This is a genomic window from Pseudomonas sp. NBRC 111132 (genome assembly GCF_001320565.1).
GTDB classification, from domain to species: Bacteria; Pseudomonadota; Gammaproteobacteria; order Pseudomonadales; family Pseudomonadaceae; genus Aquipseudomonas; species Aquipseudomonas putida_P.
The window spans coordinates 1-15687 of sequence record NZ_BCBI01000087.1 but is presented as its reverse complement, the minus strand read 5'-3'; the positions used below and the strand labels follow the sequence as shown (position 1 = coordinate 15687).

Here is a 15687-nt window from a genome sequence, read left to right as displayed (position 1 = left end):
GGTGCCGACGTTAACGTGGGGAAGGGAACGATCAAATTTTTCTTTAGCCACGACAGTGAACCTCTTGCCTAAAGGGGATTAGCCTTGTTTTTTAACGAGTGCTTCGACGATGTTCGACGGAGCTTCGGCGTATTTGGAGAATTCCATGGAGTAGCTTGCGCGACCCTGAGACATGGAACGAACGTCGGTTGCGTAACCGAACATTTCTCCGAGCGGTACTTCAGCACGGACGACACGGCCAGAGACCGATTCATCCATACCCTGGACCAGACCACGACGACGGTTCAGGTCACCCATCACGTCACCCAGGTAGTCTTCCGGGGTTACAACTTCGACCTTCATGATCGGCTCGAGAACCACACCGCCGCCTTTAGTGGCCAGCTGTTTGGTCGCCATCGAAGCAGCGATCTTGAACGCCATTTCGTTGGAGTCGACGTCGTGGTACGAACCGTCGAATACCGCGGCCTTCAGGCCGATCAGAGGATAGCCGGCAACAACGCCGTTCTTCATCTGCTCTTCGATACCCTTCTGGATCGGGGCGATGAATTCCTTAGGAATTACACCACCAACGACTTCGTTGGAGAACACCAGACCTTCGGTGATGTTGCCTTTCTCGTCGACTTCTGGCTCCGAGAAACGGATCCAGCAGTGACCGAACTGACCACGACCGCCCGACTGACGAACGAACTTGCCTTCGATCTCGACGTTGGACTTGGTGATCTTCTCGCGGTACGAAACCTGCGGCTTGCCGATGTTGGCTTCGACGTTGAATTCGCGCTTCATGCGATCAACGAGGATGTCCAAGTGCAGCTCACCCATGCCCGAGATGATGGTCTGGCCAGTCTCTTCGTCGGTCTTGACGCGGAACGACGGGTCTTCCTGGGCCAGCTTGCCCAGTGCAATACCCATCTTCTCCTGGTCAGCCTTGGTTTTCGGCTCTACGGAGAGCGAAATAACCGGCTCAGGGAAGTCCATACGCTCAAGAATGATTGGCTTGTCGGCGTTGCACAGGGTTTCGCCCGTGGTCACGTCCTTCATACCGATCAGTGCGGCGATGTCGCCAGCGCGCACTTCCTTGATCTCTTCACGCTGGTTGGCGTGCATCTGCACCATACGGCCAACGCGCTCTTTCTTGCCTTTGACCGAGTTGATGACCGAGTCACCAGAGGTCAGAACGCCCGAGTAGACGCGAACGAAGGTCAGAGTACCCACGAACGGGTCAGTCGCGATCTTGAACGCCAGAGCCGAGAACGGCTCGTCGTCGTCAGCGTGACGCACGTCTTTACGAACAGCCGGATCTTCTTTGTCCAGCTCTTTGTCGTCCGGATTGATACCCTGGATTGCAGGGATCTCGGTCGGAGCAGGCAGGTAGTCGATGACGGCGTCGAGAACCAGGGGAACGCCCTTGTTCTTGAACGACGAACCGCAGACGGCCGGTACGATTTCGCTGGCCAGGGTGCGCGCGCGCAGACCGGCCTTGATCTCTTCGACGGTCAGCTCTTCGCCTTCCAGGTACTTGTTCATCAGCTCTTCGCTGGACTCGGCAGCCGCTTCAACCATGTTGGAGCGCCACTCTTGAGCCAGCTCCAGCATATCGGCAGGAATTTCTTCCTCGCGATAGGTGGTGCCCTTGTCGTCGTCGTTCCAGTAGATAGCCTTCATCTTGATCAGGTCGACCTGACCCTGGAAGTTATCTTCCGAACCGATGGCCAGCTGAACAGGAACCGGGGTGTGACCCAGACGGTTCTTGATCTGACCTACGACGCGCAGGAAGTTTGCACCGGCACGGTCCATCTTGTTCACGTAAACAACACGTGGAACGCCGTATTTGTTGGCCTGACGCCATACGGTTTCGGACTGAGGCTCAACACCGGAGGTACCGCAGAACACAACGACCGCGCCGTCGAGTACGCGCAGCGAACGCTCTACTTCAATGGTGAAGTCAACGTGGCCGGGGGTGTCGATGACGTTTACACGGTAGTTGTCATACTGACCAACGGAGCCTTTCCAGAAGGTGGTAACGGCAGCGGAGGTAATGGTGATACCCCGCTCCTGCTCCTGCACCATCCAGTCGGTGGTCGCGGCGCCGTCATGCACCTCGCCCATTTTGTGGCTCAGACCTGTGTAGAACAGGATCCGCTCGGTAGTGGTGGTCTTGCCCGCGTCAACGTGGGCACAGATACCAATGTTACGGTAGCGGTTAATTGCTGTAGTACGAGCCATAAAGCCCTCGCAAAATGATTGATGCTTGAATTAGAAGCGGTAGTGCGAGAACGCTTTGTTGGCTTCAGCCATACGGTGAACGTCTTCACGCTTCTTGACTGCAGCACCCTTGCCTTCGGCAGCATCCAGCAGTTCGCCGGCCAAACGCAGAGCCATCGACTTCTCGCCGCGCTTGCGGGCGTAGTCTACGAGCCAGCGCATTGCCAGAGCGTTACGACGGGATGGACGAACTTCAACCGGAACCTGGTAAGTAGCACCGCCTACACGACGGGACTTAACTTCGACCAGCGGAGCGATGGCGTCGAGAGCTTTCTCGAAGATTTCCAGGGGGTCGCTGTTCTTGCGTGCTTTGACGGTATCCAGGGCACCGTAAACGATGCGCTCGGCTACGGCCTTCTTGCCGCTTTCCATCACGTGGTTCATGAACTTGGCGAGGATCTGGGATCCGTACTTCGGATCGTCAAGGATCTCACGTTTTGCTGCTACACGACGTCTTGGCATGATAAGCCCTCAAACGGTCTTCAGGTTAGCCCGGGACGTGGGTCTTCGACCCCTGCCCGACCTTACTCTTATCGACTCAAAAAAATGGATGCCTGCAAACGGCCGATTACTTCGGACGCTTGGTACCGTACTTCGAACGACCCTGGTTACGGCCTTTAACGCCCGAAGTATCCAGAGAGCCGCGAACGGTGTGGTAACGAACACCTGGCAAGTCTTTTACACGGCCGCCACGGATCAGGACGACGCTGTGCTCTTGCAGGTTGTGGCCTTCACCACCGATGTACGAGGAAACCTCGAAACCGTTGGTCAGACGCACACGGCATACTTTACGCAGTGCCGAGTTAGGTTTTTTCGGCGTGGTGGTGTACACACGGGTGCACACGCCACGACGTTGCGGGCAGTTCTGCAGCGCAGGAACGTCGGACTTCTCGACCGAACGCTTACGCGGCTGACGTACCAGCTGGTTGATAGTTGCCATCTACTAGCTCCACTGATTGTCTTGCGACTCTATTGTCTTGCAAGAAAGCCAAAAATTGGCGAGACGGAGCCTCACCAAATTTAAGGGTACAAAAGTCTAAAGAGGATCTTGCACCCAGTCAAGACGAGGCCCCGACCAACCCCGCCCGATCATCGGCAACATTTTATGTCGCCGATGCCCGTTCGAGGCTGGTCGGGGCCCTGCCCTGTACTTAGTTACCGCTGGAATTCAGCGCTTCGGTCAGTGCGGCTTCCACCTCACTGGCACTTACGCGCAGCGGCTTGTCGGCATCACGGCGACGCTTGCGCTCGCTGTGGTAGGCCAGACCAGTACCAGCCGGGATCAGACGACCCACGACCACGTTCTCTTTCAGGCCGCGCAGGTAATCGCGCTTGCCGGTTACCGCCGCTTCGGTCAGTACGCGGGTGGTTTCCTGGAAGGAAGCCGCGGAGATGAACGATTCGGTCGACAGCGACGCCTTGGTGATACCCAGCAGCACGCGAGTGAACTTCGAGATGAACTTGTCCTCGCCGGCGAGACGCTCGTTCTCGACCAGTACGTGAGTCAGTTCCATCTGGTCGCCCTTGATGAAGCTGGAATCGCCCGACTCGGAGATCTCGACCTTGCGCAGCATCTGACGCAGGATGGTCTCGATGTGCTTGTCGTTGATCTTCACGCCTTGCAGACGGTAAACGTCCTGGATCTCGTTGACGATGTACTTCGCCAGCGCGCTCACACCCAGCAGACGCAGGATGTCGTGCGGATCGCTCGGGCCGTCGGAGATAACTTCACCGCGGTTTACCTGCTCACCTTCGAAGACGTTCAGGTGGCGCCACTTCGGAATCAGCTCTTCGTACGGATCGCTACCGTCGGTCGGAGTGATTACCAGGCGACGCTTGCCCTTGGTCTCTTTACCGAATGCGATGGTGCCGCTGACTTCAGCCAGAATCGAGGCTTCTTTCGGACGGCGCGCTTCGAACAAGTCGGCAACGCGCGGCAGACCACCGGTGATGTCACGGGTCTTCGACGTTTCTTGCGGGATACGCGCGATAACGTCACCAACACCGATCTGGGCACCGTCAGCCACACCAACGAGGGCGTTGGCTGGCAGGAAGTACTGAGCCGGTACGTCGGTACCAGGCAGGTACAGATCCTTGCCATTGGCATCGACCATCTTGATTGCCGGACGGATTTCCTTGCCTGCGGCAGGGCGATCCTTGACGTCCAGTACTTCAATGTTGGTCAAGCCGGTCAGCTCATCGGTCTGACGCTTGATGGTGATGTTTTCTTCCATGCCCACGAAGGTCACGGTACCTTTCAGCTCGGTAACGATCGGGTGGGTGTGCGGGTCCCACTTGGCGACGATGGCGCCAGCTTCGACCTTTTCACCTTCCTTGACCGAAATCACCGCACCGTAAGGCAGCTTGTAACGCTCACGCTCACGACCGAATTCGTCGGCGATGGCCAACTCACCGGAACGCGATACAGCAACCAAGTTGCCGTCGGCACGCTCAACCTGCTTCAGGTTGTGCAGACGCACCATACCGCCGTTCTTAACCTGGACGCTGTCAGCTGCCGAAGTACGGCTTGCAGCACCACCGATGTGGAACGTACGCATGGTCAGCTGGGTACCCGGCTCACCGATCGACTGCGCAGCGATAACGCCGACAGCTTCACCGATGTTCACCTGGTGACCACGCGCCAGGTCACGACCGTAGCACTTGGCGCAGATGCCGTAGCGGGTTTCGCAGTTGATCGGCGAGCGTACGATAACTTCGTCGATGCTGTTCAGCTCGATGAATTCGACCCACTGCTCGTCGACCAGCGTACCGGCTGGAACGATGACATCTTCGGTACCTGGCTTGAATACGTCACGGGCGATTACACGACCCAGTACACGCTCACCCAGCGGCTCTACAACGTCACCGCCTTCGATGTGCGGAGTCATCAGCAGGCCATGGTCGGTGCCGCAGTCGATCTCGGTCACGACCAGGTCTTGCGCCACGTCTACCAGACGACGAGTCAGGTAACCGGAGTTAGCAGTCTTCAAGGCGGTATCCGCCAGACCCTTACGAGCACCGTGAGTCGAGATGAAGTACTGAAGTACGCTCAGACCTTCACGGAAGTTCGCAGTGATCGGCGTCTCGATGATCGAGCCGTCCGGCTTGGCCATCAGACCACGCATACCGGCCAGCTGACGGATCTGGGCCGCAGAACCCCGCGCACCCGAGTCAGCCATCATGTACATCGAGTTGAAGGACTCTTGCTCGACTTCCTTGCCCTCGCGGTCGATGACCTTCTCTTTCGAGAGGTTGGCCATCATCGCCTTGGACACTTCGTCGTTCGCCTTGGACCACAAGTCGATGACTTTGTTGTACTTCTCGCCCTGGGTTACCAGGCCGGAAGCGTACTGGCTCTCGATTTCCTTCACTTCATCGGTAGCGCTGTTGATGATGCGCGCTTTCTCATCAGGGATGACAAAGTCGTTCACACCAATGGACACGCCAGAGATGGTGGAGTAAGCGAAACCGGTGTACATCAGTTGGTCAGCGAAGATGACGGTCTCTTTCAGACCCACCACGCGGTAGCACTGGTTGATCAGCTTGGAGATCGCTTTCTTCTTCATCGGCTGGTTGACCACGTCGTACGGCAGACCTGCCGGTACAACCTGGAACAGCAGCGCACGGCCAACGGTGGTGTCGACGATGCGGGTGTTCTTGGTCACGCTGCCATCACGATCTTTCACGGTTTCGTTGATACGAACCTTGATTTTCGCGTGCAAGGCAGCCTCGCCGGCGCGGAATACGCGGTCGACTTCCTGCAGGTCGGCAAATACGCGACCTTCACCCTTGGCGTTGATGGCTTCACGGGTCATGTAGTAAAGACCCAGTACAACGTCCTGCGACGGAACGATGATTGGCTCACCGTTGGCTGGCGACAGGATGTTGTTGGTCGACATCATCAGCGCGCGCGCTTCGAGCTGGGCTTCCAGCGTCAGCGGCACGTGAACAGCCATCTGGTCACCGTCGAAGTCGGCGTTGTACGCGGCACAGACCAGCGGGTGCAGCTGAATAGCCTTACCTTCGATCAGTACCGGCTCAAAGGCCTGGATACCCAGACGGTGCAGTGTTGGTGCACGGTTGAGCAGTACGGGGTGTTCGCGAATCACTTCGGCGAGAACGTCCCACACCTCTGGCAGCTCGCGCTCGACCATCTTCTTGGCAGCCTTGATGGTGGTCGCCAGACCACGCATTTCAAGCTTGCCGAAAATGAACGGCTTGAACAGCTCGAGGGCCATCTTCTTCGGCAGACCGCACTGGTGCAGACGCAGGGTCGGGCCTACGGTAATTACCGAACGACCGGAGTAGTCCACGCGCTTACCGAGCAAGTTCTGACGGAAACGACCTTGCTTACCTTTGATCATGTCAGCCAGGGACTTCAGCGGACGCTTGTTCGAGCCAGTGATGGCGCGACCGCGACGGCCGTTGTCCAGCAGGGCGTCGACCGCTTCCTGCAGCATGCGCTTTTCGTTGCGCACGATGATGTCTGGCGCCGACAGATCCAGCAGGCGCTTCAGACGGTTGTTACGGTTGATCACCCGACGATACAGGTCGTTCAGGTCGGAGGTCGCGAAGCGGCCACCATCCAGCGGTACCAGCGGACGCAGATCCGGCGGCAGCACTGGCAGGACGGTCAGGACCATCCACTCAGGCAGGTTGCCCGAGCCCTGGAAAGCTTCCATCAGCTTCAGGCGCTTGGACAGCTTCTTGATCTTGGTTTCCGAGTTGGTCTGCGGAATTTCTTCGCGCAGGCGGCCAATCTCGTGCTCCAGGTCGATAGCGTGCAGCAGCTCGCGGACAGCCTCGGCACCCATGCGGGCGTCGAAGTCGTCACCGAACTCTTCCAGCGCTTCGAAGTACTGCTCATCGTTCAGCAGCTGGCCCTTCTCCAGGGTGGTCATGCCCGGATCGATAACGACATAGCTCTCGAAGTAGAGCACGCGCTCGATGTCACGCAGGGTCATGTCCATCAGCAAGCCGATACGGGACGGCAGCGATTTCAGGAACCAGATGTGAGCAACTGGCGAGGCCAGTTCGATGTGCGCCATGCGCTCACGACGAACCTTCGCCAAGGCAACTTCAACGCCGCACTTCTCGCAGATCACACCGCGGTGCTTGAGGCGCTTGTACTTGCCGCACAGGCACTCGTAGTCCTTGACTGGGCCAAAGATCTTGGCGCAGAACAGGCCGTCGCGCTCAGGCTTGAACGTACGGTAGTTGATGGTTTCCGGCTTCTTAACTTCACCGAACGACCACGAACGGATCATTTCAGGCGACGCCAGACCGATACGGATGGCGTCGAACTCTTCGACTTGACCCTGGTTTTTCAGCAAATTCAGTAGGTCTTTCAAGGCCTTTCCTCCTGGCGGAGCAGGGAGCGGGCATTACCTGCCCCACTCCCCTTCGCGTCACGTGTTATTCGGTTTCCAGATCGATATCGATACCGAGCGAACGGATCTCTTTGATCAACACGTTGAAGGACTCGGGCATGCCCGGCTCCATACGGTGATCGCCATCCACGATGTTCTTGTACATCTTGGTACGGCCGTTCACGTCGTCCGACTTCACTGTGAGCATTTCTTGCAGGGTGTATGCCGCGCCGTATGCTTCCAGCGCCCACACTTCCATCTCCCCGAAACGCTGACCACCGAACTGCGCCTTACCACCCAGCGGCTGTTGGGTAACCAGACTGTAGGAACCAGTGGAACGCGCGTGCATCTTGTCGTCCACCAAGTGGTTCAGCTTGAGCATGTACATGTAACCAACGGTCACAGGGCGCTCGAACTTGTTGCCGGTACGGCCATCGAACAGCACCATCTGGCCGCTCTCTGGCAGGTCGGCCAGCTTCAGCATGGCCTTGATCTCGCGTTCCTTGGCACCATCGAAGACCGGGGTAGCCATAGGCACGCCTTTCTTCAGGTTGTTGGCCAGGGCCAGGATCTCTTCGTCGGTGAACTCGTCGAGGTTTTCCTGACGACCGCCGATCTCGTTGTAGACCTCGGTCAGGAACACGCGCAGCTCAGCGGCTTTGCGCTGCTCTTCGAGCATGCGGTCGATCTTCTCGCCCAGGCCCTTGGCCGCCAGGCCCAGGTGGGTTTCAAGGATCTGACCAACGTTCATACGCGAAGGTACGCCCAGCGGGTTCAGTACGACGTCAACCGGAGTACCGTTGGCATCGTGCGGCATGTCTTCTACCGGCATGATTACCGAGACAACACCTTTGTTACCGTGACGACCGGCCATCTTGTCACCCGGCTGGATGCGACGGCGGATTGCCAGGTAAACCTTGACGATCTTCAGTACGCCCGGCGCCAGGTCATCGCCCTGCTGCAGCTTGCGCTTCTTGTCTTCGAACTTGTCGTCCAGCAGACGGCGACGGTCGACGATGTACTGCTGAGCCTTTTCCAGCTGCTCGTTCAGTGCATCTTCAGCCATGCGCAGCTTGAACCACTGGCCGTGCTCCAGACCGCCCAGCACTTCGTCAGTGATCACGGTGCCTTTCTTCAGGCCCGCGCCACCGTCGACCACCTGGCCGTTCAGGGCAGAACGCAGACGCTCGAAGGTTGCACCTTCGACGATGCGGAACTCTTCGTTGAGGTCCTTGCGGATCTCGTCCAGCTGCATCTTCTCGATGGCCAGGGCGCGGCTGTCGCGCTCGACGCCATCACGGGTGAAGACCTGTACGTCGATGACAGTACCCTTGGTGCCGGTTGGCACACGCAGGGAGGTGTCCTTAACGTCGCTGGCCTTCTCACCGAAGATTGCGCGCAGCAGTTTTTCTTCCGGAGTCAGCTGGGTTTCGCCTTTTGGCGTGACTTTGCCGACCAGGATGTCGCCAGCGCCGACTTCAGCACCTACGTAAACGATACCGGCTTCGTCCAGCTTGTTCAGTGCAGCTTCACCCACGTTCGGGATGTCCGCAGTGATTTCCTCTGGGCCAAGCTTGGTGTCACGCGCCACACAGGTCAGTTCCTGAATGTGGATGGTGGTGAAGCGGTCTTCCTGAACCACACGCTCGGACAGGCAGATGGAGTCTTCGAAGTTGAAGCCGTTCCACGCCATGAACGCGATGCGCATGTTCTGACCCAGTGCCAGCTCACCCATGTCGGTGGACGGGCCGTCGGCCATGATGTCGCTACGCTGAACCTTGTCACCCTTGCTCACCAGCGGACGCTGGTTGATGCAGGTGTTCTGGTTCGAACGGGTGTATTTGGTCAGGTTGTAGATATCTACACCTGCTTCACCGGTTTCCACCTCGTCGTCGTTAACGCGAACAACGATACGGCTGGCGTCGACCGAATCGATCACACCACCGCGGCGAGCAACCACGCATACACCGGAGTCACGGGCAACGTTGCGCTCCATGCCGGTACCTACCAGCGGCTTGTCAGCACGCAGGGTCGGTACAGCCTGACGCTGCATGTTCGAGCCCATCAATGCACGGTTGGCGTCGTCGTGCTCAAGGAACGGAATCAGCGACGCAGCAACAGAAACAACCTGCTTCGGCGAAACGTCCATCAGGGTGACGTCTTCCGGCGCCTTGACGGTGAATTCGTTGAGGTGACGAACAGCTACCAGCTCATCGATCAGTTGCTTCTTCTCGTTCATCGCGGCCGAAGCCTGGGCGATGACGTGATCCGCTTCTTCAATGGCCGACAGGAACACGATGTCGTCGCTGACAACGCCTTCCTTCACCACGCGGTACGGGCTTTCCAGGAAGCCGTACTGGTTGGTGCGGGCATAGGCCGCCAGGGAGTTGATCAGGCCGATGTTCGGACCTTCAGGGGTCTCGATCGGGCACACACGGCCGTAGTGGGTCGGGTGTACGTCACGGACTTCGAAGCCGGCACGCTCACGGGTCAGACCGCCAGGGCCGAGTGCGGAAACGCGGCGCTTGTGGGTGATCTCGGAGAGCGGGTTGTTCTGGTCCATGAACTGGGACAGCTGGCTGGAACCGAAGAACTCTTTCACCGCCGCCGCAACCGGCTTGGCGTTGATCAGGTCTTGCGGCATCAGGCCTTCGCTTTCTGCCATCGACAGACGTTCCTTGACCGCACGCTCGACGCGCACCAGGCCAACACGGAACTGGTTTTCAGCCATTTCGCCGACGCAACGTACGCGACGGTTACCCAGGTGGTCGATGTCGTCGACGATGCCCTTGCCGTTACGGATATCGACCAGGGTCTTCAGGACCTCGACGATGTCTTCCTTGCTCAGCACGCCCGAACCTTCGATCTCGGTACGACCGATACGACGGTTGAACTTCATGCGGCCTACGGCCGACAGGTCGTAACGCTCGGCGCTGAAGAACAGGTTGTTGAACAGGGTCTCGGCTGCATCCTTGGTTGGCGGCTCGCCTGGACGCATCATGCGGTAGATTTCGACCAGAGCTTCCAGCTGGTTGCTGGTGGTGTCGATCTTCAGGGTGTCGGAGATGAACGGACCGCAATCAATGTCGTTGGTGTACAGGGTCTCGATACGGACAACCTGCGCCTTGGCGACCTTGATCAGCAGTTCGGTGGTCATCTCGGTGTTGCATTCAGCGAGGATCTCGCCGGTAGCCGGATGCACGATAGCCTTGGCGGTAGTGCGACCCAGGACGTATTCCATTGGAACGTCCAGCTGCTTGACGCCGGCTTTTTCGAGCTGGTTGATGTGGCGCGCGGTGATACGACGGCCTTGCTCAACGATGACTTTGCCGGTTTCGTCATGGATGTCCATGACTGCAACTTCACCACGCAGACGCTGCGGCACCAGTTCCAGGCTGAGTTTCTCGCCGGAAATGTGGAACACGTTGGTGGTATAGAAGGTGTTCAGCACTTCTTCAGTGCTGTAACCCAGGGCGCGCAGAAGCACCGAGGCCGGCAGTTTGCGGCGACGGTCGATACGCACGAACACGCAGTCCTTCGGGTCGAACTCGAAGTCCAGCCAGGAGCCGCGGTAAGGGATGATGCGAGCGGAGTACAGCAGCTTGCCGGAGCTGTGAGTCTTGCCACGGTCGTGGTCGAAGAACACACCAGGCGAACGGTGCAGCTGGGAAACGATCACACGCTCGGTACCGTTGATAACGAAGGTACCGTTCTCAGTCATCAGGGGGATTTCACCCATGTAGACTTCTTGCTCTTTGATGTCCTTGATCGCTTTGTTCGACGATTCCTTGTCGAAGATGATCAGGCGCACCTTGACCCGCAGTGGGACCGCGAAGGTCACGCCACGCAGGACACATTCCTTCACATCGAAGGCGGGCTCGCCCAGGCGATAGCCTACGTACTCCAGGGCAGCATTGCCGGAGTAGCTGATGATCGGGAATACCGATTTGAAGGCCGCGTGCAGGCCGACGTCGCGGAAGTGATCCTTGGATGCTCCCGCTTGCAGGAATTCGCGATACGAATCCAGCTGGATGGCCAGGAGGTAAGGCACATCCATAACGTCCGGCAACTTGCTAAAGTCCTTGCGGATACGTTTTTTCTCAGTGTATGAGTAAGCCATCAGCGTTCCCCAGCTTGGTCACCTGCTTGTTTGGCTTCTCCCGGCGGGAGCAGCCAGAAAATCGTGCAAACCCCTTGGTTTGCGCCACCCACATGGGTGTCTTGCAGCTCGTTATCGGGACCGGCCTGACCGGCCACCAATAACGGAAAAAGGCCGGTGGCATAAGCCACCAGCCATCAGCCTTCGCTCAACGCTCAGGCTGGCATCGCACAGTCGAGATTACTTCAGCTCGACTTTGGCGCCTGCTTCTTCCAGCTTCTTCTTAGCGTCTTCAGCGGCTTCTTTCGAAACGCCTTCAGCTACTACCTGAGGAGCGCCATCGACTTTCTCTTTGGCTTCTTTCAGGCCCAGACCGGTCAGTTCGCGAACGGCTTTGATCACGTTCACTTTCTTGTCGCCGGCTTCAACCAGAACAACGTTGAACTCGGTCTGCTCTTCAACAACGGCAGCAGCAGCAGCTGGGCCAGCAGCGGCAACAGCAGCGGTAACGCCGAAGGTTTCTTCCATTGCTTTGATCAGCTCAACAACTTCCAGAACGGTTTTCTGGCCGATTGCTTCGATGATTTGTTCGTTAGTCAGAGACATGACTTAAATCCTGTATTGGGGTGACAGCCTACGCAGCCATCAAATTAAACGTATGATTTTGAAAGAGTTCGCGTGCCTTAGGCAGCGGTAGCTTCTTTCTGGTCGCGAATGGCTGCCAGAGTACGAGCCAGCTTGCTGGTGGCGCCTTGGATAACGCTCATCAGTCGTGCAATAGCTTCGTCGCGGGTCGGCAGGGTAGCCAACACGTCGATCTGGTTCGCTGCAATGAAATTGCCGTCAAACGCAGCTGCCTTGATCTCGAACTTGTCCTGACCCTTGGCGAACTCTTTGAACAGACGAGCAGCAGCGCCCGGGTGTTCGTTGGAGAAAGCAATCAGGGTCGGGCCTTTGAACGCGTCGTTGAGGATCGAAAATTCGGTGCCTTCAACAGCGCGCTTGAGCAGGGTGTTACGTACAACACGTACGTAAACGCCAGCTTCGCGGGCCTCTTTACGGAGTCCGGTCATTGCGCTTACAGTCACACCACGGGCATCGGCCACGACAGCGGACAGAGCGACTTTGGCAGCCTCGTTGACTTCAGCGACGATGGCCTTCTTGTCTTCGAGTTTAATTGCCACGGGTTTACTCCTGGTTTTTACCGTTTCATCTGGCCGAAGCCGGATGTCGTTTTGGTGTCTGATTCGGTAACGAATCGGGAGCACCATCTGCGTGGGCTGGTGTTTTAAGGCTTGCGCCGCCTACGGTCTTGGATAGCCCCCGCCAGGCAGGGACCCCAATTTTTGCTGGCGGCGCGACTGGTCGCGCCGCCATGTTCTTACACGTTCAGCGAGCTCTGATCGATGACCAGACCTGGGCCCATGGTGGTGCTCAGGGTAACGCGCTTGACGTAGATACCTTTCGAAGAAGCTGGCTTGATACGCTTCAGATCAGCGATCAGGGCCTCAACGTTTTCCTTCAGCTTGCCAGCTTCAAAGCCGACCTTGCCAACGGAAGTGTGGATGATACCGTTTTTGTCGGTACGGTAGCGAACCTGACCAGCCTTGGCGTTTTTCACGGCAGTGGCTACGTCTGGGCTAACGGTACCAACTTTCGGGTTAGGCATCAGGCCGCGAGGACCCAGAACCTGACCCAGTTGACCTACAACGCGCATGGCATCAGGCGATGCGATGACGACGTCATAGTTCAGGTCGCCGGCTTTCATTTCGGCAGCCAGATCGTCCATACCTACACGGTCAGCGCCGGCAGCCAGAGCGGCTTCAGCAGCTGGACCCTGGGTGAAGACAGCAACGCGAACGGTCTTACCAGTGCCGTGTGGCAGCACAGTAGCGCTACGTACGACCTGGTCGGATTTACGCGGGTCAACACCGAGGTTAACGGCGATGTCGTAGGACTCGACGAACTTGGCAGCAGGCAGCGAAGCCAGCAGAGTTGCCGCTTCTTCGAAGTTGTAGGACTTGCCTGCTTCGATTTTTTCGGCGATTGCCTTTTGGCGCTTGGTCAGCTTAGCCATTACACACCCTCCACGTTCAGGCCCATGCTGCGGGCAGAGCCAGCGATAGTGCGTACAGCAGCATCCAGGTCAGCGGCAGTCAGATCAGCCTGTTTAGCTTTGGCGATGTCTTCCAGCTGAGCACGGGTAACGGTACCGACTTTAACGGTGTTCGGACGAGCCGAACCACTGGTCAGGCCAGCAGCTTTCTTCAGCAGAACCGAGGCAGGGGTGCTCTTGGTCTCGAAGGTGAAGCTACGGTCGCTGTAGACAGTGATGATCACTGGAGTCGGCAGGCCGGCTTCTTGACCCTGAGTACGGGCGTTGAAGGCCTTGCAGAATTCCATGATGTTCACACCATGTTGACCCAGTGCTGGACCAACGGGTGGGCTTGGGTTGGCCTGGCCGGCCTTAACTTGCAGCTTGATGTAAGCCTGAATCTTCTTAGCCATGAGCTACTCCAAAATCGGGTACAAACGCCTGATGGCTCCCCGGATGACTTGCGTTTTATCCCAGTGACGACAAAACCCCGCAACACACAGGGCTGCGGGGTTTGGGATGCTTCGTCCGCCTAGACCTTTTCGACCTGGCTGAACTCGAGCTCCACCGGAGTAGAGCGACCGAAAATGAGCACTGCAACCTGCAGGCGGCTCTTTTCGTAGTTAACCTCTTCGACACTACCATTGAAGTCAGCGAACGGACCGTCAATGACTCGAACCACTTCACCTGGCTCGAACAGCGTCTTCGGCTTCGGCTTGTCGCTGCCGTCGGCAACACGACGCAGGATAGCCTCAGCTTCTTTATCAGTGATCGGCGCAGGCTTATCTGCAGTACCACCGATAAAGCCCATCACACGAGGGGTATCCTTGACCAAGTGCCAAGTCCCTTCGTTCATCTCCATCTGGACCAATACATAGCCAGGGAAGAATTTACGCTCACTCTTGCGCTTCTGGCCGTTGCGCATTTCGACGACTTCTTCGGTCGGGACCAGGATCTCGCCGAAACCGTCTTCCATGCCAGCCAGCTTGACGCGCTCAATCAGGGAGCGCATTACATGCTTCTCGTAACCCGAGTAAGCATGCACAACATACCAACGCTTAGCCACGGGACACCTTTAGCCAACGATCAAGGAGACCGCCCAGCCGAGCAGGGAATCAAGACCCCACAGCAGCAGTGCCATAACCAGCACAACAGCCACGACAATCAGCGTGGTCTGGGTGGTTTCCTGGCGGGTCGGCCACACGACTTTACGAATCTCGGTACGAGCTTCCTTCGCAAGCGCAAAGAACGACTTGCCCTTCGCAGTCTGCAGAGCTACAAAGCCCGCGACAGCAGCCAGGACGAGAAGTGCGAGAACGCGATACAGGATTGGAGAGGCGGAGTAGTATTGATTACCCACAACACCAACAACCACCAAAGCCACTACAGCCAGCCACTTGAACAGATCAAAACGCGATTCTTGGGCTTCAGTTTTGGGAGTCATCGAGGAGGATCCTGTAAGAAGAAAGCCATCACACCGAAGTGAAATGGCAGGTCAGGAGGGAATCGAACCCCCAACCTACGGTTTTGGAGACCGTCGCTCTGCCAATTGAGCTACTGACCTGTAACGCTGTATCAGGCCGGCAATTATACCGGCCTGATCAAGTAAATCAACTACTTATTCAATAATTTTTGCTACGACACCGGCGCCGACGGTACGACCACCTTCACGGATAGCGAAGCGCAGACCGTCTTCCATTGCGATGGTCTTGATCAGGGTAACAGTCATCTGAATGTTGTCACCTGGCATTACCATTTCAACGCCTTCCGGCAGTTCGCAGTTACCGGTCACGTCAGTGGTACGGAAGTAGAACTGAGGGCGGTAGCCTTTGAAGAACGGAGTGTGACGACCGCCTTCTTCT

At 57.4% G+C, this 15687-nt stretch carries 11 protein-coding genes, 1 tRNA gene and 1 pseudogene; all 13 read right to left on the bottom strand.

The genetic code is table 11. The features are described from left to right. Positions 1-78 precede the first annotated feature (78 nt). Complete coding sequence (gene fusA, locus APH35_RS26530; protein ID WP_012270236.1) at positions 79-2223, bottom strand: elongation factor G; 2145 nt, start codon at positions 2221-2223, stop codon at positions 79-81. 30 nt (positions 2224-2253) lie between these two features. Beyond that, a complete protein-coding gene (gene rpsG / locus APH35_RS26525; protein ID WP_003246741.1) occupies positions 2254-2724 on the bottom strand; it encodes a 30S ribosomal protein S7 in 471 nt (156 codons plus the stop codon). Positions 2725-2830: 106 nt separating this feature from the next. Further along, a complete protein-coding gene (rpsL, locus tag APH35_RS26520; RefSeq protein ID WP_003255492.1) occupies positions 2831-3202 on the bottom strand; it encodes a 30S ribosomal protein S12 in 372 nt (123 codons plus the stop codon). A 211-nt stretch (positions 3203-3413) separates the two neighbouring features. Next, positions 3414-7613 carry a DNA-directed RNA polymerase subunit beta' gene (gene rpoC, locus APH35_RS26515; RefSeq protein WP_012270234.1) on the bottom strand — a complete coding sequence of 1400 codons (4200 nt, stop codon included), beginning with the start codon at positions 7611-7613 and terminating at the stop codon, positions 3414-3416. A 64-nt stretch (positions 7614-7677) separates the two neighbouring features. After that, positions 7678-11751: a DNA-directed RNA polymerase subunit beta gene (gene rpoB / locus APH35_RS26510; protein WP_060515770.1), complete on the bottom strand. Its 4074-nt coding sequence runs from the start codon at positions 11749-11751 to the stop codon at positions 7678-7680. Positions 11752-11970: 219 nt separating this feature from the next. After that, a complete protein-coding gene (gene rplL / locus APH35_RS26505; RefSeq protein ID WP_003255496.1) occupies positions 11971-12336 on the bottom strand; it encodes a 50S ribosomal protein L7/L12 in 366 nt (121 codons plus the stop codon). Positions 12337-12413: 77 nt separating this feature from the next. Beyond that, on the bottom strand, positions 12414-12914 hold the full coding sequence (gene rplJ, locus APH35_RS26500; RefSeq protein WP_003255497.1) for a 50S ribosomal protein L10: 501 nt from the start codon (positions 12912-12914) through the stop codon (positions 12414-12416). 197 nt (positions 12915-13111) lie between these two features. Then, positions 13112-13807 carry a 50S ribosomal protein L1 gene (gene rplA / locus APH35_RS26495; protein WP_012270232.1) on the bottom strand — a complete coding sequence of 232 codons (696 nt, stop codon included), beginning with the start codon at positions 13805-13807 and terminating at the stop codon, positions 13112-13114. After that, entirely contained in the window at positions 13807-14238 is a 432-nt protein-coding gene (gene rplK / locus APH35_RS26490) for a 50S ribosomal protein L11 (protein WP_003255500.1), read from the bottom strand. Before rplK ends, rplA begins: the two co-directional genes overlap by 1 nt. Positions 14239-14357: 119 nt before the next feature. Continuing rightward, the gene (nusG, locus tag APH35_RS26485; RefSeq protein WP_003255501.1) at positions 14358-14891 is read right to left on the bottom strand and encodes a transcription termination/antitermination protein NusG; all 534 of its coding nucleotides are present in this window, start codon (positions 14889-14891) and stop codon (positions 14358-14360) included. A gap of 9 nt (positions 14892-14900) precedes the next feature. Then, complete coding sequence (gene secE, locus APH35_RS26480; RefSeq protein ID WP_003257081.1) at positions 14901-15269, bottom strand: preprotein translocase subunit SecE; 369 nt, start codon at positions 15267-15269, stop codon at positions 14901-14903. 44 nt (positions 15270-15313) lie between these two features. Continuing rightward, a tRNA-Trp gene (locus tag APH35_RS26475) sits at positions 15314-15389 on the bottom strand. A 54-nt stretch (positions 15390-15443) separates the two neighbouring features. Beyond that, positions 15444-15687, bottom strand: a pseudogene (locus tag APH35_RS26470) (hypothetical protein); the annotation flags it as partial.